This is a genomic window from Nocardia sp. GCM10030253, from assembly GCF_042675075.1.
Classification (GTDB): Bacteria; Actinomycetota; Actinomycetes; order Mycobacteriales; family Mycobacteriaceae; genus Nocardia.
The window spans coordinates 57,958-75,683 of record NZ_JBHTDL010000016.1; the positions used below are offsets into that span (position 1 = coordinate 57,958).

Genomic DNA, 17,726 nt, shown 5'->3' on the forward strand with positions numbered 1-17,726 from the left:
CATGCTCAGTGGGTGCCCACCACGGCCCCGGCCACCGTCGTCGTACTGGCCTCGGGCACCGGGTCACTCCTACGCGCATTGATCGATGCGGCGTCGGTGTCCGACTACCCGGCGAACATCGTCGCCGTCGGTGTCGACCGGAACTGCGCCGCTACCGAACACGCGGCCGCCGCGGGTATCCCGGATTTCCGGGTGGCACTCAAAGACTTTCCCGACCGCGCCGCATGGGATGTCGCGCTGACCGATACGGTCGCCGCGTACGACCCCGACCTCATCGTCTCGGCCGGCTTCATGAAGATCCTCGGCCCGGCGTTCATGGCCCGATTCGGCGGCCGGATCATCAACACCCACCCCGCGCTGCTGCCCGCCTTCCCCGGTGCGCACGGGGTACGTGACGCGCTGGCCTACGGCGCCCGCGTCACCGGCGCCACTGTGCACCTGGTCGATTCCGGCGTCGACACCGGGCCGATCCTCGCGCAGGAAGCGGTGCCGGTGCTGGATGACGACGACGAGGCCACCCTGCACGAACGCATCAAGATTGTCGAGCGACGGTTGCTGGCGGAGGTTGTCGCCGCCGTCGCCACCAGAGGCATTGTCTCCGACGGACGAAAGGCAGTTATCCCAGATGAGCGAGTTCTCCGGTGAGTGAGCGCAGCGAGCGAAGCGTTGAGCCAACTGAGCGCGAGCGCAAGTCGATCAGCAGGGCTCTGGTGAGCGTGTACGACAAGACAGGGCTCATCGAGCTCGCGACCGGGCTGCATGCCGCGGGCATCGAGCTGGTGTCGACCGGGTCGACGGCGGGCAAGATCGCCGACGCGGGCATCCCGGTGACCAGGGTCGAGGATCTGACCGGGTTCCCGGAGACCCTGGACGGTCGGGTCAAGACACTGCACCCACGTGTACACGCGGGCATCCTTGCCGACACCCGCAAGGCCGAGCACGTCGATCAGCTGGTGGAGTTGGGCGTCGAGGCGTTCCAGCTGGTGGTGGTGAACCTGTACCCGTTCACCGAGACCGTGGCCAGCGGGGCTACCCCGGACGAGTGCGTCGAGCAGATCGACATCGGCGGGCCGTCCATGGTGCGCGCCGCCGCCAAGAACCACCCGTCGGTCGCGGTGGTCGTCGACAGCGGCGACTACAACGACGTGCTTGCCGCGGTGCGGTCCGGCGGTTTCACGTTGGCCGAGCGAACCGCGTTGGCGGCCAAGGCATTCCAGCACACCGCGAGCTATGACGTCGCGGTGGCGAGCTGGATGACCAGCGTGCTGGTGCCGGGCAAGACCGAGCAGGCCGAGCCCACCGGAGTGCAGTTCCCCGGCTGGCTCGGTGGTACCTGGGCGCAGGCCGCGGTGCTGCGCTACGGCGAGAACCCGCACCAGGCCGCCGCGCTGTACGTCAATAACGACGGTCGCGTCGGACTCGCGCAGGCACAGCAGTTGCACGGCAAGGAAATGTCGTACAACAACTACACCGATGCCGACGCCGCATGGCGTGCCGCCTACGACCACACCGCCCCCTCGGTGGCAATCATCAAGCACGCCAACCCCTGTGGCATTGCGATCGGCGCCGATATCGCCGAGGCGCACCGCAAGGCGCACGCGTGTGATCCGGTCAGCGCCTACGGCGGGGTGATCGCGGCCAACCGCGAGGTCACTGTCGAGATGGCCGAGCAGGTCGCCGAGATCTTCACCGAGGTGATCGTCGCTCCGTCCTACGCCGACGGCGCTGTCGAGGTGTTGCAGCGCAAAAAGAATGTGCGCATCCTGGTCGCCGCGCCGCCGCAGCGGGCGGGTGGGGAGCTGCGTCCGATCAGCGGTGGCGCATTGCTGCAGCAGCGCGACATCCTGGACGCGGCAGGCGATGATTCGGAGAACTGGACGCTGGTGGCTGGTGAAGCCGCCGACGCCGAGACTCTCGCGGATCTCGAATTCGCTTGGCGCGCTTGCCGTGCCGTGAAGTCGAACGCCATCCTGCTCGCGCACGACGGCGCCTCGGTCGGTGTCGGCATGGGACAGGTGAACCGGGTCGACGCTGTCGGTCTTGCCGTGCAGCGCGCCGGTGACCGCGCCAAGGGCTCGGTCGCCGCATCCGACGCGTTCTTCCCCTTCTCGGATGGTCCGCAGCAGCTGATCCAAGCGGGTATCCGCGCGATTGTGCAGCCCGGCGGCTCGGTCCGCGATCAGGACACGGTCGACCTTGCTCGCGAAGCCGGAGTCACGCTGTACCTCACGGGTTCTCGCCACTTCGCACACTGAGTTCCACCACTTCGTGCACTGAGTCGAGCATTACGCGGTGCAGAGGGCGGACCCGACGGGTCCGCCCTCTGCACGTATGTGGGACGACACGGGTCTGCGAACTTCGGTGCGATTCCGAACCCGGCTTCGTACAGTTACCCGCATGTCGACTCGTGCAACGGTGGCGTCCGGTGTGGTCATGGTGCTCGCGACGGTCGCCGTGGCATTCGGCGCGCAGGGGCGGGCGTGGTCCGAGCAGGCCGTGCCGCAGACTGTTCCGTCGTTGAAGAACTGGATGCCCGGCGGGTCCGGGTTCTCGCTCGGCGCGCACGCGCGAGTGCTGTACGCGCAGGATGCGCTGCGCGACAGTGCCGCCGATCTTGCGGCAGGATTGCGTGCGGTCACCGGCAATGACATTGTGGCGCAGGCCGGTTCGGTGGGCGAGCCGGGCGACATCGTGGTGCGTACCGGTCCGGTGTCCGGGGCGCCGGACACTCCGGAGGGCTACCGGATATCGGTGGCGCACACCCTCGACCTGCAGGGCGCCGATACCGCGGGAGCCTTCTATTCGACCAGGTCGGCGCTGCAGCTGCTGCGCCGCGCCACCACCCTGCCCGGCGGCGTCGTGACCGATTGGCCGGAGTATCGCGAGCGCGGGCTGATGCTCGATGTGGGACGCGAGTTCATGCCGGTCGACATGCTGCGCGCCCAGATCCGGCGCATGGGGCAGCTCAAATTGAACCTGCTGCACCTGCATCTCTCGGACCGATTCGGGTTCCGGCTCGACAGTGACCGGCATCCGGAAATTACGGCGCGGGAACACTATTCGAAGCAAGAAGTACGCGACCTCGTCGAGTACGCGGCGCGCTATCAGGTCGAGATCGTGCCCGAGGTGGACTTTCCCGGCCACATGAACGGCATCCTCGCCGCCCATCCCGAGTTGAAACTGCGCAGCGCGAGCGGCGCCGTATCCGATGCCGCCATCGACATCGCCGATCCGCGCAGCTACGACCTGATGCGCGACATCCTCGAAGAATTCCTGCCGCTGTTCCCCGGTCGCTACTGGCATCTCGGCGCCGACGAGTTCCTGCTCGACGGCGCGCGAGTCGCGAGCTTCGACGACTATCCCCAGCTCGGCGCGTACGCGCGTGCCACCTACGGGCCACAGGCCCAGCCGGTGGATGCTTTTCTCGGCCTGATCAATTGGGGCGCGGCCATTGTGCGCGAGCACGGCAAGCGGCCGCGCATCTGGAACGACGGCCTGCACACCGGCGAGGGAACCATCGGCATCGGTTCCGACATCGTCGTCGATTTCTGGAGTCGGGCGGGCATACCGCAGCTGCCGCTGCCGTTCTTCGGAATAGCCCGCACCGCACCGGATCTCATCGCCGCCGGGCACGAGGTCAGAAACGCGGCCTTCACGCCGACCTACTTCGTGACCGGCGGCCCGACCTCGGTCGGCAATGTCCCGGCACCGATCGCCTATGAACTGTGGGACCCCGCCGTGTTCATCGACGGCATGCGGCTGACACCGGAGCAGAACACCCACAACCTCGGGTCCGGTCTGTTCGTGTGGTGCGACGACCCGGCCGTGCAGACCCCCGCGCAGATCGCCGCGTCGATCACGATGCCGTTGCGGGTGATGGCACAGCAGACCTGGGGGCCGGCCCGCGCCGGCAGCTATCCGGAGTTCGCGGCGCTGTCGGATGTGGTCGCCGAACCCGTGCCGTGAGCGATGTGCGCCCGCACGACATGGGCGTCAGGTTTCGAGGACCCGAGTTATGTTGGTGCGCAGCGGTTTATCGGCACAGTCATGCATGCCGCGAGTGCCGTGGTCAGACGATTTCGGCAGCCGTGAAACGGAGGCGTCGCCGCCGTTGTGTCGAGGCGTCTCCGCTGTCGCGGTATTACGCTGCGCTGAGGACCTGACGGTTCCCGAGCGGAGCCTTCAGCGGTACCTCGAGCGTGCCGAACACCGCGATCATGGTGCACATCCGCCCGACCGCATCGGCGCGCGTACCGGACCGCAGCTCGATGGTGACTGTCGAATCGGTTTCTTTCGCGCTGGCGTCCGCGCCGTAGCACTCAGGTGCGCCGGTCTGGAAGTTCACCGCGATCCGATCGTCTGCGACCCGGGTCCACGAGGTGAACGGAATCGGATGCGCCCCGACGATCGTCGGATCGGCGACGAAGAGGTTGCCGGTATTGCCGCCCGCGTCCTCGGTGGGCGCCGATGTGGTTGTGATCGTCTTCTGTTGTGCGCCTTCGTCATCGGAGCCGCCGCCGCAGCCGGCGACAGCGAGGACGACGAGCAGGGCTGCGGCAGCAGCGGCGGGGCGCGCGCCCGACATCCGAGACATGCGCATCACCCTAGTTGACCTTGCCCGATGGTCGGCGGAGATCGCCGCGACAGTTTGCCAGCTATTTGAGGTGAGCAGCCTTCTACACTGTGCGGCAATCCAACACAGCGACCAACGCCACACAGTGAACTTTGGGCGAACCATGCGCGTAATCCCTCCGCGCGGCCCGTTAGGGCAGTAGATTCGGCTCCGATGCGCGCCATGGTGTTGTTTCGAACGAGCTGTCAGCGATCGCTGGTGACGCCTACGGCGGGCGTCGATGTCGGATGCTTGGCACAGTAACTCTTCGAAAGGAAGAACGTGGGCGACACGCTGCGCGTAGGTGAAGAACTCGGGCTCGGCCAGTCTCTGGTGGGCGGTGCGTACACCCTGACCCTGCAGGCGGATGGCAACCTGGTGCTGTCGGAACCGGATGGAAATGTAGTGTGGGCCAGTCAGACTCACGATCAGGGAGTCGAGCGCGCCACCCTCCAGCCGGATGGCAACTTCGTGCTCTACAAGGGTGAAGGTGCTGCCTGGTCCACCGAGACCAACGGCAAGAGCGGCGACCGGCTGACTGTGCAGGCCGACCGCAATGTGGTGCTGTACGGCACCGACGGCAGCGCCCTGTGGTCGACGGGCACCCAGACCGACAATCCGCTGCCCGCTCCGGAGCCGGTCGCCGAGGCACCGGCCGCGCCGGTCGCCGAAGAGGTTCCGCCTCCGCCGCCGGCGGCGCAGACCTATACCGTCGAGCCGGGCGACACCCTGTGGGCAATCGCCGAGCGCTTCTACGGCGACGGCAACCGCTACCAGGAGATCGCGAACGCCAGCGGCATCAGCAACCCGGACGTGATCGACGTCGGTCAGGTCCTGACCATCCCGTAATTTTGGGCTGTAATTCGGCCGCGCGGGCGCGGCGTGTTCGCGGCCCCCTTGGTCTCGCGTCCGAGCCGTCGAGACTCGCGCCTTCGGCGCATGCGCTTCGACGACTCGGACGCGAGACGGGCCGCGAACGGGTCGCTCGTAAGACTCGCTCCATGGTTGGTTGGTGGCGAACTCTCGTTACTGAATGACCGCGGTGCCGAACGACCAGGGCCCCCGAAGCAATGATTCGGGGGCCCTGGTCGTTGGTCAGGTCGGGATCTACCGGCTGCTGGTGAACGGCAACAGTGCCATCTCGCGGGCGTTCTTCACCGCGACGGCGACCTGGCGCTGCTGCTGCGGGGTGAGCCCGGTGACCCGGCGGCTACGGATCTTGCCGCGATCGGAGATGAATTGGCGCAGCAGGTTCACGTCTTTGTAGTCGACGATCTCGATGCCCGCAGAGATGAGCGGGTTCTTCTTGGGTTTCCGGTTCTGCTCGGCGCGAACCTTCTTCGAGGGTGCTCGCTTGACTGCCATATGAGGGGTTCCTTCTCACGAGAACAGTGGTTGTCTACCAGCTCGATTTGTGCACACCGGGCAGTTCGCCCCGATGGGCCATCTCGCGCACTCGCACACGGGAGAGTCCGAACTTCCGGAGATGACCGCGCGGTCGTCCGTCTGCGGCGTCCCGATTGCGCAATCGTACCGGACTCGCATCGCGGGGCAGCCGTTGTAGCGCGGACTGTGCGACGGCCCGGTCGGCGTCGGACGTGGCCGGGTTCCGGATCAGCTCCTTGAGTTCGGCGCGCCGGGTGGCGTAGCGCGCGACGATCTCCTTGCGCTGCTCGTTGCGTGCGATCTTCGACTTCTTGGCCATCAGCGTTCCTCGCGGAAATCGACGTGCCTGCGGACCACCGGGTCGTACTTGCGCAGCACCATCCGGTCGGGATCGTTACGCCGATTCTTTCGGGTGACGTACGTATATCCACTTCCCGCAGTGGATTTCAGCTTGATAATCGGCCGGAGCTCGGTCGACTTGGATGCCATCGGTGTTCCTCTCAGATCTTGTCGCCGCGGGCCCGGATCCGAGCCACCACGGCTTCGATCCCGTCCCGGTCGATGGTCTTGATGCCCTTGGCGGAGACGGTCAGCGTGATGCGCCGATCCTCGCTGGGCAGGTAGTAGGTCTTGCGCTGGATGTTGGGGTTCCAGCGACGGCTCGTCCGCTTGTGCGAGTGCGACACGGACTTGCCGAATCCCGGCTTGCGCCCGGTGACCTGGCAGTGGGCCGACATACGGGCTCCCTCCAGTAGATGACAATCATTTTCGACAACGGCTGTTCGACAATGTACCGTCGGTCATCGGTAAATGAAAATCGTTATCGAAAGGGGTTCCGGTGATCGAGTCCGACCGGAGAACGCCCGTCGTGGTGATCGCCGGATCTTCCGGACATGCGACAGCGGGGGTGGACCGCGCGGCCGAGGCGCTGCGTGCGACGCCAGGCACAGTGACCATTCGGCACGACCTGAGCGGATTGAGTGAGGGCATCGTGCATCGGACGGTGCGCATCGGCGAGCACGAGACCTCGGCCGTGCTCGAACTCGCGCACGGCTGCGTCTCGTGCACCTTGCGCATGGATCTGTTGCCCCTGCTGTGCACGTTGGCCGCGCGCGATTCGGTGTATCGCATTGTGCTGGCACTGGATCCGGCGTTCGAGGCCGAAGCGGTCTGCCAGGCGATCGGCAATGTCGTGGTCTCCGGCGTGGTCGGCAGGGTAGACGGGCCTGCCGCTCGTGATGTCCGTATCGAGGCCGTGCTGACCTGTCTGGAGTCCGAGGACTGGCTCGCCGATGCGACGGGCGACGAGACGCTCGCCGAGCGTGGACTGGCTGCCGCCGACGACGACCGGACGGTCGCGCAGCTCGCGGTCGGCCAGGTCGATTTCGCCGATGCCGTTGTGGCACTTGGTCATCAGGGCGATCCGCTGGAGCGGATGCGGCTCGGCGCGGTGCTGGCCCGGTTGGTGCCCGACGCGCCCGTCACGTGGGTGGCCGACCACGACAGTCTCGGCTCCGACGAGATCGAGGCCCTGATCGCGCAGATTCCCGCGGACTCCCGGCGCGGCCGGGTCTTCGACGCGCACGCGCCGCTGTTGCGCGGACAACCGCCGCTCGGCTCCGATCACGGCGTCACGCTGATGGAATTCGCCGCGAGCCGCCCCTTCCATCCCGTACGCCTGCACGAGGCGCTCGACGTGCTGTTCGACGGTGTGGTTACCGCGCGCGGACGCATGTGGCTGGCCACCCAGCCCGACGAGGTGGTGTGGCTGGAGTCCGCGGGCGGTGGCCTGCGCGTCGGCGGTGCGGGACCATGGCTGGCCGCGATGAGTCAGGCGGAGCTGGAAAGCGCCGATCCGACGCGGCGGGCGATGGCCGCGCTGCGCTGGGACGACAGGTTCGGCGACCGGGATATCTCGCTGGTGATCCTGGTACACGACGCCGACCCCGCCGAGATTCGCCAGGCCCTGCACTGGGCCCTGGTCGAGGACGGCGAACTACGTCTGATGGAACGCGCGCCCGAACTGGTCGCGCAGTGGGAAGACCCGTTCGGCGAATGGCACACCGACCCGTGTGAGGCCGGTGAGCCGACCGGCCTGCCGGTGGAAGGCAGTGCGGGACAGTCGAAAAGCCCGAGAGGAGAAGGCAAATGAAGACCGGAATACATCCGGACTACCACCCGGTGGTGTTCGAGGACTCGAGTACCGGCAAGCAGTTCCTGACCAGGTCCACCTCCACCAGCGCGCGGATGGTGGAGTGGTCGGATGGCAACACCTATCCGCTGCTGGTGGTGGACGTGACGTCCGATTCGCACCCGTTCTGGACTGGAGCGCACCGCGTGATGGACACCCAGGGCCGGGTGGAGAAGTTCGAGCGCAAATACGGCAAGCGGGCCCGAGGGGCGTCCCAGCCCGGACGAGGGGAGGGCTGACATGGCGGTCCCGAAGCGTCGGATGTCGCGATCGAATACCCGCAGCCGCCGCGCCCAGTGGAAGGCGACGCCACCCGATCTGGTGCCGGTCACGGTCGGTGGCGTGGTGCACAAGGTGCCGCGCCGGCTGCTGCAGGCCGTGCGACGCGGGCTGATCGACCTCGATCGGATCTGACCAGGTCCGCCTCGAACGGGTTGCGCCCGAACAACAGTGGGCCGACGGGAAATCCTGCCGGCCCACTGTGCTATTTCGACCGACCTGCAAGCAGTCGCCAGCGGTGTCTGATCAGTCTTCTTTGGCTGCGAGATCAGCCAGGACCGCCGCGAGCCGGAAGAACTTGTTGTTGCCGAGGTCGGCGATCGTCTTGATCTTCAGGGCATCCAGCAGCTGCTTGTCGTGCGCTTCCGTCAGGCCGGCCAGTGCCGAGGGCGGCGCGGCCAGGATATCCGCGAGCGACTTGTTCTCGTACGCCTTATCGAGCGCTTTGTCGAGCACCACGTTGACAGCCATGCGAACTCCTTCGGATGGAACTGAATGGGTCCCGGCCGAGCACCGCTCGACCGAGCGCTCTGTGCCAGGCGACGATAACTCGATCGGTGCCGTCGTGGGTGCTGAACGCGCGGGGCAGGATGGTTTCAGGTCGTCCGACCGAATTCGATGGTCGGTCCATGCTGGCAGGGGCAGGTCAGCGTCCTATGCGGTGGATCGCTGGCGACTGTTTGCAGGTCGCTCGAAACGGCACCGCTAGCGATGAGCTACCGATGTGTCCTACGCCACATGGTATTTTTTGCGGAGATTCGATTGCGATGCGGTAGCCACAGGACGAAATACCTACTGAGGGTTGGTTTTTGGTGTCCGTAAAAGTCCTCATGAAGTGATGATTTCGTGTTCCGGCGCCGGTACCCTCGTGCGAGAGGGCGGGTTCTCCTGGACCCCCGAGAGAACCCGCTCATCGCCAAATTTCCGGCCGAATCGGCCGATCTCGATCTTTCGAATCCCTTGTCTCCCTGCGACTCGCGGCCGATGAGCCGGTCGGTCACTGTCGGACTGTAGGCGAGGTCGAGTTCACTGTACGGGGACCGATCTGCGCCAACCTTTCGTTCTCCGGCGGCTCTTTCCGCTCCGTGTCGTCATGGCCCGGCAAACCGGGCAAGTCCGGCAACAAGGACTCCAGTCGAGCCAGTTGCTCCGCGACGAGCGTCGCGGGACCTTCGATCAGGGACAGTGGCCATGGCCAATGGCGCCCGTTCAACCGCTCGATCTCCTCGACCAGGTCGGCCGTCGTGGCCTCGAGTTCGCTGATCTCGGTACGCAATTCGCCGATTTGCGTTCGCAATCCGGTCGATTCACGCTCCAGGTCATCGATACGGTGCAGCGCCGCGGCAAGCCCGTCCACCAGGGTCAGGCTGTGACCGTCGGCGTCGGTGCCCAACTGCGGCCAGCCCGCAAGGCCAGGCCCGCGCAACTGGATCTGGATATCGCGCAGCACTGCCTCTTGTTCCGGCGTCACGTCCGGTTCCTCCTGTACGAAATCCCATTGGCCGAAGTCTTCGGTCTCGGCCTCGTTCACATCGCAGACCACCCCGCCGACGATCACCTGGCGCAGCGTCTGATGGATATTGCGGCGAGTCTCGACATTGGTCCCCGACCAGGCATCGGTTTGCCACGCCCACACGGCACTGCCCGCGTCCAGCGCCCGGCTGACCGACCAATATCCGCCGTAGATACCGACATTCGCGACGCCGAGTACGGTAGCCGCGCCGTCGAGGTAGGCGTTGATCGGCAGCTGATCCTGCGGCGTCGAGTCGAAGTCGGCGGAGAAATAGATCGGCCGGTCCCTGCGGCCACCGCAGCGCAGCACCTGTGCCAGCCCCGCGCGGGCGTCCACGATTCCGGCGCCGTGGCCGGCGAGCATGCGCGCGGCGGTGGTCTCCCAGTTCGACACGATCGACACCCCGTGCGCGCGCAGATCGTCTGCTTCGGCAGGCGTGAGCAGCTTGCCTGGCAGCGTCGGGCCGCCATCGGACAGGTACCGCACCACGAAATCGAACCCTGCCGCGCGGATTGCCGCACCCCCCGGACGTCCCGCGGCGTAGTCCAGACCGAAACGCATATCTCTCACTGTAAATCGGTCGGGCACGGAAATCGGCGGCATTGCCGAACCCGCGAAAACTGTCGGCCCTGCCTGGTTGACTAGGGGTGGTTCGCGTGGTCGCCGGGATGGTTTGAGCACTGCGGAGTTGTGAAGGCGATCGCTCGGCCGTCATCGATACCGAAACTCATCGAAACGGAGATGTCCGATGCCCATACGCAACGAGGCTTGGCAACCGGGAACGCCTGCTTGGATCGACTGTCAGGTCGAAGACCCGGCCAAGGCCGGTGAGTTCTACGCGGAGCTGTTCGGTTGGGAGATCCAGGACGGCGGTCCGGACTCGGGCGGCTATCTGATGGCGGCGAAGTCCGGTGCGGCGGCCGCCGGAATCGGGCCCAAACCCGACACCATGCCCGGGATGCCCTCGGTCTGGACGACCTACTTCGCGGTCGCGGACGCCGATGCCAGCGCCGACGCGGTCGTGGCCGCGGGCGGCCGGTTGATGGTGCCGACGTTCGACGTGATGGATGTCGGCCGGATGTTCGTCGCCGCCGATCCGAGCGGCGCGGTCTTCGCGGTATGGCAGGCGAAGGCACACAACGGCGCGGCGGTGTACAACGAACACGGCGCCTATGTCTGGAACGAGCTGTACACCAGCGACCTGTCGACCGCGAAGAAGTTCTACGCCGATGTCTTCGGCTTCAGCTACACCGATTTCGATTTCGGCGACACCGAGTATCTGACCTTCACCCCGCCGGACCGGACCGAGGCGGTCGGCGGACTGACCGATGCCTCGGCCACGGTGACCGACTCGATGCCGGACTACTGGCTGGTGTGGTTCCAGTTCGACGATGTCGACGCGGGCATTGCCAAGGCACTCGAACTGGGTGGCTCGGTGCAGCAGCCCGCTGCGGACTCGCCGGTCGGGCGGTCGGCGATCCTCGCGGCACCGGAGGGCGAGCGGTTCGGCATCATCGATCCGAGCCGAGCGGCAGGCGAGATGCCCGCACCGAAGGGCTGACCGGGTTCGATTCCGCGCGAACCCGGTCGGGGCTCGAAGCGACTCAGTGCGCCGCTTCGAGCCTGGCTCGCCGCGTGGTTTCGGCGATCGCCGCGGTGTCGCGCCGATCGGGTGCGACGAGCACCGCGGTGATCGGCACGGTCAGGGCCAGTGACCCGATGACGAACATGGGGAAGACGAAGTCGAACAGTGGCAGTCCGGTCGGTGCCTTCGCCGACGGGTCGATCGTGAGCTCGATCGCGGCGATTCCGGCGTAGTACATACCGGCTACGCCGATGCCGAACAGCACCGTCGTCGCCGCCCGAGCCATCGAAAACTGGAAGGACTGAATGGACCACAGCGTGGCCGTCGCGGTGACGATCGCGACCGCCAGCGACACTCCGGCCAGCGCAGGCGAAATCTCCACCGAACCCTGAACGCGGATCGACCCGATGCCCAGATAGAGCGACAGCCCGGTGCCGAGTCCCATGACGACACCACCGGCGATCAGACGTGGCAGCTGCAGGGTGCGCCCGATGATCAGCAGCGCGGCGAACACCGCGACGAATGCCGCGACCATCGACGAGATCAGGCTGCTCGCCTCGAACCGCACGTCGCTGCCTGGCACGTGCACGCCGAGCAGCACCACCGAAGTGGCGAGCCAGATTCCGACGCCGCCGACCGCTACCGCCGCCGAGGCAACCCACACCAGTCGGAATCGAACTGAACGCGAACCGTGCAGGATGCAAGCCACCCCGACGACTGCGCCGAGGACCGAGATCCCCAAGGAGAGCGCGGCGATCCAGTACCCCATGGAGAACTGGTCCACAGCACCGTTGTTCCCGAGCGAGAACAACCGGACCTCATGCATGCGAGGCGGTTCCTTCCAGTTCCAAGGCTTTCAGCTGGGCGATTGCGTATTCGGTCACCGCGGCGAGTGCTTGGCGCACTTCCATGGCGTTGCGCGCGTCGATGTCAACGATCGGCACTCCCTCGCGCACCGAAAGCGCTTCGCGCAGTTCGGCGATCGGGAAGCGAGGCGCGTCGGGGAACCGGTTGACCGCGATCAGGAACGGCAGTTTGCGTGCCTCGAAGAAGTCGACCGCCGCGAAGCTGTCCTCGAGCCGCCTGGTGTCGATCAACACGACCGCACCGATGGCGCCGCGGATCAGGTCGTCCCACATGAACCAGAATCGACGCTGACCCGGGGTGCCGAACAGGTAGAGCACCAGGTCGCCAGGCAGCACGATCCGCCCGAAATCCATGGCGACCGTGGTTGTTTCCTTCTCCGGGGTGTCGGCGAGATCGTCGATCCCGTCGGAGAAGCGGGTCACCATCGCCTCGGTCCGCAGCGGGACGATCTCCGAGACCGCGCCGACAAAGGTTGTCTTGCCCGCTCCGAAGCCGCCCGCCACAACGATTTTCGTCGATGCAACGCGGGCCTCGGAATCGTTGGGTGCGAGGTTGTTATAACGCGCGGAGTCCACGCAAAGTCCTCTCCATCAGTGAACGGCGCTCGTCGAAACTCGCCTCTTCGGTCAGGGTCGAATGCACCCTCAGGTGTCCGTCGACGACCAGGTCGCCGACCATGACCCGAACCATTCCGAGTGGACGATCCAGGTGTGCGGCGATCTCGGCGACCGAAAGACGGTGGGTGCCCAGCCGCAGGATGTCTGTCCGGACATCCCCGGTTGGCCAGTCGAGATGGGCAGTGTAAGACAGGGTTTCGATGACAGCCTCAAGCGGCAGGTCGACCGCGGGCTCGGTACGCCCCGAGGTCAGCGCGTACGGTCTTACGCGCGTTGCCGGTCGATGTTGTCCGGGGCCGTTGGGGCTGGACATCTCACCCTCAGACTGCGGAACGGGCGGTGGCTGTGACCACCGTGCCCACTCGGTCGACCAGCAGGGCCATCTCGTAGCCGATGCGGCCGATGTCGTGTGACTTGTTGGCGAGTACGGCCAGGTGCGAGCCGTTGCCGACACTCATCACCAGCAGGTAGCCGCGCTGCATCTCCACGATCGACTGCATCACCTTGCCGCCGTCGAACAGCTGCGCGGCGCCGGCCGACAGACTGGCAAGGCCCGCGGTGACCGCGGCGAGCTGCTCGGCCCGGTCACTGGGTAGGTGCGGGCTGGTTGCCTGCAGCAGGCCGTCCGCCGACACCAGCACGGCATGCGATACCCCGGGCACATCTCTCGTGAAGCGGGTGACCAGCCAGTTCAGGTTTTCATCGGTGGTGCTGTTCGCGTTGGTCATCCAAGCCCTCCGTCGTTGTACTGGGCATCGGCCCGCCCACTGCGGACCCCACTGAGATGCCTGGTGAGGTTGCTCCGGATTTCCTCCGGATCACGAGCTGCTGCGTCCTCGGCGGGTGCCAGACCACCCGGCACCAACTGCGCTCCCGGGCGCCGGATCGGCAGTCCGCCAGCGGTTCGGGAGGTGGTGGTCGGCCGGGCGGCGTCCTCGGCGGCCATCCAGCCCGCGTCCGCCGCGGGCGAGGACCATGCCGTCTCCGACGGCTGCGCGGTCGCGGGCTCGACCAGCCATTCCGAGACCATCCGCTGGTAGATCGGCGTCGGCGATTCGCCTGCCACCGGCTGCAACCGCGTCGAGGTGACCGTTGCGGGTTCCGGTGCGTCGGTGGGCCTCTTGGCGGGTGATGCTGGCCGTGCGCCTGCCGATACTGTCGCGGGCTCCCTGTCGGTGCCGCTGGTGACTGCTTGCAGGTCGCTCGAAACAACACCGCTGGCGACTGCTTGCAGGTCGCTCGAAACAACACCGCTGGTGACTGCTTGCAGGTCGCTCGAAGCAGCACCGGTCGTCACGAGCGGGTCGGCCTCGGTCCACGTATCCCCGGCAGGACCGAGCGGCACCTGCGGTTCGATATCGGCGACGGACGTCGAATCATCGATGGCGGCGAAGGATCCGGTGTCGAAGACGGGCCAGGCCTGGGTGTCCACATCAGCGGAGGAGCCGTTGGACGGCGTCGTCGGCTTGTTCGACGCCGACGTGGGCGCGCCGAACGGCGCGACCCTCGGCAGATCGAGTCCCGGGGTCTCGACCGGATGCTCGGCGAACATGTCCGGCAGCGGATCGGTCTCGTTGCTTACCGGCACCGAAATGGCGGGCTGCTCGGCGGTGTCGGCCACCCGGATGGCCGGACGGCGTTGCGGTAGGCCGGAACTGGTGAAACGCGGTGGCTCACGCTGCGGCAGGCTCGGCACCGGCACGAGCGTGCGCGGCTGCTGGGCTGCGGGCAGCGCGGGCATGACGGGGGTCTCGAGTGCCTTCTGCGTCGGCTCCGGATCCATCGGCGGCGCGACGAGCGCACCGGGTAGATGCACGCTGGCGGTAATGCCGGGCTGCTGCGCCATCGTCGAGGTCCGGCGCAGGCTGACTGTGATGGTGTGCCGCTTCGCGAGTCGGCCGACGACGAAAAGACCCATGCGGCGTGCGGTTTCGACGGTGACTTCACCACCGGAGGCGAGCCGGTCATTGGTCGTCTGCAGATCGTCGAGGCCCATGCCGAGGCCGCGGTCGGTGATTTCGATCAGGTAGCCGCCGTCCACGGCGCGTGCGACCATCACCGCGACCGGGGTGGTCGGCGGCGAGTAGCGCAGCGCGTTGTCGATCAGCTCGGCGAGCAGGTGCTCGATGTCGACCGCGGGCTCACCGGCGACGATGCCGTCGGGGACCGCGCCGATCTCGACTCGCTGGTAGTCCTCGACCTGGGAAACCGCGCTCCACAGCATGTCCGATAGTGGCACCGGGTGCAGCTGACCACGGCGCAGCGCCGTGCCGGCCAGCACCAGCAGGTTGTCGCCGTTGCGGCGCATACGGGTCGCGAGGTGATCGAGGCGGAATAGGCTCTGCAGCCGTTCGCCGTCGTCCTCGTCGTGTTCCAGATCCTCGATCAGTGCCAGCTGCTGTTCGACGAGCGACTGGCTGCGACGCGAAAGGGTTTCGAACATGTTCCCGATCTGCAGTCGCAGACGGGCCTGCTCGGCCGCCAGATTCAGCGCCTGCTCGTGGATTTCGTCGACGGCTCTCGCTAGCTGACCGACCTCGTCGGTGGTGTGTACGGCGACCGGCGTGATCTCCGGTGTCGCGCCACCGCTGCGCACCACGGCGAGTTCCTCGGGCAGCTTCACGTGCGCGACCTCGAGTGCGTCGCGACGTAGCCTGCGGACCGGGACGACCAGGGTGCGCGCGACGGCAAGCGCCAGCGCGAGACCGGCCAGCAGCATGCCGATCACGATGGTGGTTTCGCGCAGCGCACCGGTCTGCGCCTCGGTGGTCCGGTTGGCCAGTGCCCCGTCGATGGTGTCGGTCAGCTGGGCGGTGGTCTTTTCGTACAGGTCGGCGCTGGCCAGAAGCGAGTCGAGCACAGCGGGATTCGTCGTCGGGTCGCCCACGTTCTGGCTGAAGGCCGCAAGTCGAGTCGAGACGGCGTCCAGCATCGGGCGCATGTTGGTGGCGTTGTCCGGGAGGATGACCCCGTAGGTGTTGATCATGGTCATCTCGGCGCCTGCCGAGGTGAGCACACGGGGGCGCACGCTCGGATTGCGACCCGCCTCAGGAGAACCGATCAGCATGCGCTGCTGGGTGAGCACGCGTCGCGAAGTCTGGACCGCGCCGATCTGCAGGAAGTACCGCTGGATGATCAGGTCCTCGACCGAGGGCGACATCGCGAAGGCGTTGCCGATGCGTACCGCGATCTCGTCGGCCTGTTCGCCGACCATCGCGGGCGACCCGTTGCGCAGGCTGTTGCGCATGGTGGTGCCGGTGGCGACGGCCGAGGCGAGCTCGGCGCTGACGCGGTTGCTGACCTTGGAGGTGTGCATCGCGGCCTCGAGGTCTGCGAGCGCCTGGTCGAATTTCGTCAGCGCCGCGTCGGTCGCCGGGTCGGCGATATTGCCCCATGAAGAGGTCGCCGCGATCGCGAGTTGTTCGGTGGCCGTACCGAACTTGCCGATCGGGCGGATGATGATGACTTGTTCGGTCGCCGCGTCCAACTGCGACATGGTGCGCAGCTCGTTGTTGATACGGAGTACGGCGAACACGGTTGCCAGCAGCACTGGGAGCACCAGCACGATGCCGACCTTGCGAGTGACTGACCAGTTGGACAGGCTGAATTGCCAGGACCGCGGTGCAGCTTCCATCCGCTTCCGTTGCCTCCGCTTCACGAGTGGCCCCCGGATGGCGCGTGGCTGTTCGGTTTTGATTCAACCCGCTGAGAACCAACTAGAGGTCTTCTTTTTACCGCAGGGAACATACCGCGCAGAGTGAGCCACGGCAATCTGGGGCTCTCAGTCTGATATTCGGCGGAATATGGCTATACAGAACATGATTCAACACTCAATTGGTTCCCAGACACGGGAAGTTCTGTGGAAGGTCACGAAAGCGGCTGGTCACTCGACCAGTATCACTCATCGGCAGGCTGCGGGCCTGACGCGGCGTGTCGGAGGCTGCCCTCTCAGTCGACTCTCAGTCGGTGCGGTCAAACTGGTGGCATGCGCATTCTGGTAGTCGACGACGATCGCGCCGTCCGTGAATCACTGCGCCGGTCGCTGACCTTCAACGGCTACTCCGTCGATCTCGCGGTAGATGGCGTCGACGCGTTGGAGAAAGCAACCGCGCAGCGACCCGATGCACTCGTGCTCGATGTGATGATGCCGCGGATGGACGGGCTCGAAGTTTGCCGACGCTTGCGCAGTACCGGTGACGACCTTCCGATTCTGGTTTTGACGGCGCGGGATTCGGTTTCCGAGCGGGTTGCCGGACTCGATGCCGGTGCCGACGACTATTTGCCGAAACCATTCGCGCTGGAGGAATTGCTGGCTCGGTTGCGGGCGTTGTTGCGCAGGCGGGCCACCGACCCCGACGAGCTGTCGGAGACGATGACGTTCGCTGACCTGTCGCTGGATCCGGTGACACGGGAGGTGTCCCGTGGCGAGCGCGCGATCAGCCTGACCCGCACCGAATTCTCATTGCTGGAAATGCTGATGGCCAACCCGCGCCGGGTGCTGACCCGTAGCCGCATCCTCGAGGAGGTCTGGGGCTACGACTTCCCGACCTCCGGCAACGCGCTGGAGGTCTACATCGGATACCTGCGCCGCAAGACCGAGGCCGAGGGCGAATCACGACTCATCCACACGGTGCGTGGCGTCGGCTACGTACTCCGCGAAACACCTCCGTAGGCCG

Annotated in this window: 21 protein-coding genes; 9 read left to right on the plus strand and 12 right to left on the minus strand. The window is 66.3% G+C overall.

The window, feature by feature from the left end; translation table 11 throughout:
- The first annotated feature begins 12 nt into the window (after window positions 1-12).
- From purN to ACFQZZ_RS32230, 3 genes are all read left to right on the plus strand, one after another.
- On the plus strand, window positions 13-645 hold the full coding sequence (gene purN / locus ACFQZZ_RS32220) for a phosphoribosylglycinamide formyltransferase (RefSeq protein ID WP_378688323.1): 633 nt from the start codon (window positions 13-15) through the stop codon (window positions 643-645).
- The gene (gene purH, locus ACFQZZ_RS32225; protein WP_378688326.1) at window positions 642-2,255 is read left to right on the plus strand and encodes a bifunctional phosphoribosylaminoimidazolecarboxamide formyltransferase/IMP cyclohydrolase; all 1,614 of its coding nucleotides are present in this window, start codon (window positions 642-644) and stop codon (window positions 2,253-2,255) included. Before purN ends, purH begins: the two co-directional genes overlap by 4 nt.
- Before the next feature lie 142 nt (window positions 2,256-2,397).
- Complete coding sequence (locus ACFQZZ_RS32230) at window positions 2,398-3,966, plus strand: beta-N-acetylhexosaminidase (RefSeq protein WP_378688329.1); 1,569 nt, start codon at window positions 2,398-2,400, stop codon at window positions 3,964-3,966.
- 175 nt (window positions 3,967-4,141) lie between these two features.
- Here the strand turns inward: ACFQZZ_RS32230 and ACFQZZ_RS32235 are convergent, their stop codons facing one another.
- Window positions 4,142-4,585, minus strand: a complete 444-nt coding sequence (locus ACFQZZ_RS32235) for a hypothetical protein (protein WP_378688598.1) — start codon at window positions 4,583-4,585, stop codon at window positions 4,142-4,144.
- 309 nt (window positions 4,586-4,894) lie between these two features.
- On the opposite strand from ACFQZZ_RS32235, the gene ACFQZZ_RS32240 reads away from it, so the two are divergent.
- Window positions 4,895-5,461 (plus strand): LysM peptidoglycan-binding domain-containing protein, encoded by a 567-nt coding sequence (locus ACFQZZ_RS32240; protein ID WP_378688332.1) that lies wholly within the window; start codon window positions 4,895-4,897, stop codon window positions 5,459-5,461.
- 258 nt (window positions 5,462-5,719) lie between these two features.
- On the opposite strand, the gene rpsR is transcribed toward ACFQZZ_RS32240, so the two are convergent.
- The 4 genes from rpsR to rpmB are packed head-to-tail and all read right to left on the minus strand — an operon-like array spanning window position 5,720 to window position 6,735.
- The gene (gene rpsR / locus ACFQZZ_RS32245) at window positions 5,720-5,977 is read right to left on the minus strand and encodes a 30S ribosomal protein S18 (protein WP_378688335.1); all 258 of its coding nucleotides are present in this window, start codon (window positions 5,975-5,977) and stop codon (window positions 5,720-5,722) included.
- Window positions 5,978-6,011: 34 nt separating this feature from the next.
- The gene (gene rpsN, locus ACFQZZ_RS32250; RefSeq protein ID WP_378688337.1) at window positions 6,012-6,317 is read right to left on the minus strand and encodes a 30S ribosomal protein S14; all 306 of its coding nucleotides are present in this window, start codon (window positions 6,315-6,317) and stop codon (window positions 6,012-6,014) included.
- On the minus strand, window positions 6,317-6,487 hold the full coding sequence (gene rpmG, locus ACFQZZ_RS32255; RefSeq protein ID WP_378688340.1) for a 50S ribosomal protein L33: 171 nt from the start codon (window positions 6,485-6,487) through the stop codon (window positions 6,317-6,319). The genes rpsN and rpmG overlap by 1 nt, the downstream gene beginning before the upstream one ends.
- An 11-nt stretch (window positions 6,488-6,498) precedes the next feature.
- The gene (gene rpmB / locus ACFQZZ_RS32260) at window positions 6,499-6,735 is read right to left on the minus strand and encodes a 50S ribosomal protein L28 (protein WP_328406336.1); all 237 of its coding nucleotides are present in this window, start codon (window positions 6,733-6,735) and stop codon (window positions 6,499-6,501) included.
- A gap of 101 nt (window positions 6,736-6,836) precedes the next feature.
- On the opposite strand from rpmB, the gene mrf reads away from it, so the two are divergent.
- The 3 genes from mrf to rpmF are packed head-to-tail and all read left to right on the plus strand — an operon-like array spanning window position 6,837 to window position 8,603.
- The gene (gene mrf / locus ACFQZZ_RS32265) at window positions 6,837-8,150 is read left to right on the plus strand and encodes a ribosome hibernation factor-recruiting GTPase MRF (protein WP_378688343.1); all 1,314 of its coding nucleotides are present in this window, start codon (window positions 6,837-6,839) and stop codon (window positions 8,148-8,150) included.
- Window positions 8,147-8,428: a type B 50S ribosomal protein L31 gene (locus ACFQZZ_RS32270; protein ID WP_378688346.1), complete on the plus strand. Its 282-nt coding sequence runs from the start codon at window positions 8,147-8,149 to the stop codon at window positions 8,426-8,428. The genes mrf and ACFQZZ_RS32270 overlap by 4 nt, the downstream gene beginning before the upstream one ends.
- Before the next feature lies 1 nt (window position 8,429).
- Window positions 8,430-8,603 (plus strand): 50S ribosomal protein L32, encoded by a 174-nt coding sequence (gene rpmF, locus ACFQZZ_RS32275; RefSeq protein WP_328406332.1) that lies wholly within the window; start codon window positions 8,430-8,432, stop codon window positions 8,601-8,603.
- A gap of 111 nt (window positions 8,604-8,714) precedes the next feature.
- Here rpmF and ACFQZZ_RS32280 read toward each other — a convergent pair whose 3' ends face one another.
- Both ACFQZZ_RS32280 and ACFQZZ_RS32285 read right to left on the minus strand, forming a co-directional pair.
- Window positions 8,715-8,939 carry a hypothetical protein gene (locus ACFQZZ_RS32280; protein WP_378688349.1) on the minus strand — a complete coding sequence of 75 codons (225 nt, stop codon included), beginning with the start codon at window positions 8,937-8,939 and terminating at the stop codon, window positions 8,715-8,717.
- A gap of 526 nt (window positions 8,940-9,465) precedes the next feature.
- Window positions 9,466-10,542: a glycoside hydrolase domain-containing protein gene (locus tag ACFQZZ_RS32285; protein ID WP_378688352.1), complete on the minus strand. Its 1,077-nt coding sequence runs from the start codon at window positions 10,540-10,542 to the stop codon at window positions 9,466-9,468.
- Window positions 10,543-10,729: 187 nt separating this feature from the next.
- Here ACFQZZ_RS32285 and ACFQZZ_RS32290 point away from each other — a divergent pair, with 187 nt between their 5' ends.
- Window positions 10,730-11,542: a VOC family protein gene (locus ACFQZZ_RS32290; RefSeq protein ID WP_378688355.1), complete on the plus strand. Its 813-nt coding sequence runs from the start codon at window positions 10,730-10,732 to the stop codon at window positions 11,540-11,542.
- Window positions 11,543-11,585: 43 nt separating this feature from the next.
- On the opposite strand, the gene ACFQZZ_RS32295 is transcribed toward ACFQZZ_RS32290, so the two are convergent.
- The 5 genes from ACFQZZ_RS32295 to ACFQZZ_RS32315 are packed head-to-tail and all read right to left on the minus strand — an operon-like array spanning window position 11,586 to window position 16,684.
- Window positions 11,586-12,392, minus strand: a complete 807-nt coding sequence (locus ACFQZZ_RS32295; RefSeq protein ID WP_378688358.1) for an MHYT domain-containing protein — start codon at window positions 12,390-12,392, stop codon at window positions 11,586-11,588.
- The gene (locus tag ACFQZZ_RS32300) at window positions 12,385-13,008 is read right to left on the minus strand and encodes an ATP/GTP-binding protein (protein ID WP_378688360.1); all 624 of its coding nucleotides are present in this window, start codon (window positions 13,006-13,008) and stop codon (window positions 12,385-12,387) included. The genes ACFQZZ_RS32295 and ACFQZZ_RS32300 overlap by 8 nt, the downstream gene beginning before the upstream one ends.
- Window positions 12,989-13,363: a DUF742 domain-containing protein gene (locus tag ACFQZZ_RS32305; RefSeq protein WP_378688362.1), complete on the minus strand. Its 375-nt coding sequence runs from the start codon at window positions 13,361-13,363 to the stop codon at window positions 12,989-12,991. Before ACFQZZ_RS32305 ends, ACFQZZ_RS32300 begins: the two co-directional genes overlap by 20 nt.
- Window positions 13,364-13,370: 7 nt before the next feature.
- Window positions 13,371-13,778 (minus strand): roadblock/LC7 domain-containing protein, encoded by a 408-nt coding sequence (locus ACFQZZ_RS32310; RefSeq protein WP_378688365.1) that lies wholly within the window; start codon window positions 13,776-13,778, stop codon window positions 13,371-13,373.
- The gene (locus ACFQZZ_RS32315; RefSeq protein WP_378688367.1) at window positions 13,775-16,684 is read right to left on the minus strand and encodes an ATP-binding protein; all 2,910 of its coding nucleotides are present in this window, start codon (window positions 16,682-16,684) and stop codon (window positions 13,775-13,777) included. The genes ACFQZZ_RS32310 and ACFQZZ_RS32315 overlap by 4 nt, the downstream gene beginning before the upstream one ends.
- A gap of 351 nt (window positions 16,685-17,035) precedes the next feature.
- Between ACFQZZ_RS32315 and ACFQZZ_RS32320 the strand changes: the two genes are divergently transcribed.
- Window positions 17,036-17,722: a response regulator transcription factor gene (locus ACFQZZ_RS32320; protein ID WP_378688368.1), complete on the plus strand. Its 687-nt coding sequence runs from the start codon at window positions 17,036-17,038 to the stop codon at window positions 17,720-17,722.
- Window positions 17,723-17,726 lie beyond the last annotated feature (4 nt).

Excerpts from the sequence above, each read along its gene's own strand:
- ACFQZZ_RS32230 (WP_378688329.1), top strand. The coding sequence starts at position 2,398 with ATGTCGACTCGTGCAACGGTGGCGTCCGGTGTGGTCATGGTGCTCGCG.
- ACFQZZ_RS32235 (WP_378688598.1), bottom strand. The coding sequence starts at position 4,585 with ATGTCGGGCGCGCGCCCCGCCGCTGCTGCCGCAGCCCTGCTCGTCGTC.
- rpsR (WP_378688335.1), bottom strand. The coding sequence starts at position 5,977 with ATGGCAGTCAAGCGAGCACCCTCGAAGAAGGTTCGCGCCGAGCAGAAC.
- rpsN (WP_378688337.1), bottom strand. The coding sequence starts at position 6,317 with ATGGCCAAGAAGTCGAAGATCGCACGCAACGAGCAGCGCAAGGAGATC.
- rpmG (WP_378688340.1), bottom strand. The coding sequence starts at position 6,487 with ATGGCATCCAAGTCGACCGAGCTCCGGCCGATTATCAAGCTGAAATCC.
- rpmB (WP_328406336.1), bottom strand. The coding sequence starts at position 6,735 with ATGTCGGCCCACTGCCAGGTCACCGGGCGCAAGCCGGGATTCGGCAAG.
- ACFQZZ_RS32270 (WP_378688346.1), top strand. The coding sequence starts at position 8,147 with ATGAAGACCGGAATACATCCGGACTACCACCCGGTGGTGTTCGAGGAC.
- rpmF (WP_328406332.1), top strand. The coding sequence starts at position 8,430 with ATGGCGGTCCCGAAGCGTCGGATGTCGCGATCGAATACCCGCAGCCGC.
- ACFQZZ_RS32280 (WP_378688349.1), bottom strand. The coding sequence starts at position 8,939 with ATGGCTGTCAACGTGGTGCTCGACAAAGCGCTCGATAAGGCGTACGAG.
- ACFQZZ_RS32285 (WP_378688352.1), bottom strand. The coding sequence starts at position 10,542 with ATGCGTTTCGGTCTGGACTACGCCGCGGGACGTCCGGGGGGTGCGGCA.
- ACFQZZ_RS32290 (WP_378688355.1), top strand. The coding sequence starts at position 10,730 with ATGCCCATACGCAACGAGGCTTGGCAACCGGGAACGCCTGCTTGGATC.
- ACFQZZ_RS32295 (WP_378688358.1), bottom strand. The coding sequence starts at position 12,392 with ATGCATGAGGTCCGGTTGTTCTCGCTCGGGAACAACGGTGCTGTGGAC.
- ACFQZZ_RS32305 (WP_378688362.1), bottom strand. The coding sequence starts at position 13,363 with ATGTCCAGCCCCAACGGCCCCGGACAACATCGACCGGCAACGCGCGTA.
- ACFQZZ_RS32310 (WP_378688365.1), bottom strand. The coding sequence starts at position 13,778 with ATGACCAACGCGAACAGCACCACCGATGAAAACCTGAACTGGCTGGTC.
- ACFQZZ_RS32315 (WP_378688367.1), bottom strand. The coding sequence starts at position 16,684 with ATGGAAGCTGCACCGCGGTCCTGGCAATTCAGCCTGTCCAACTGGTCA.
- ACFQZZ_RS32320 (WP_378688368.1), top strand. The coding sequence starts at position 17,036 with ATGCGCATTCTGGTAGTCGACGACGATCGCGCCGTCCGTGAATCACTG.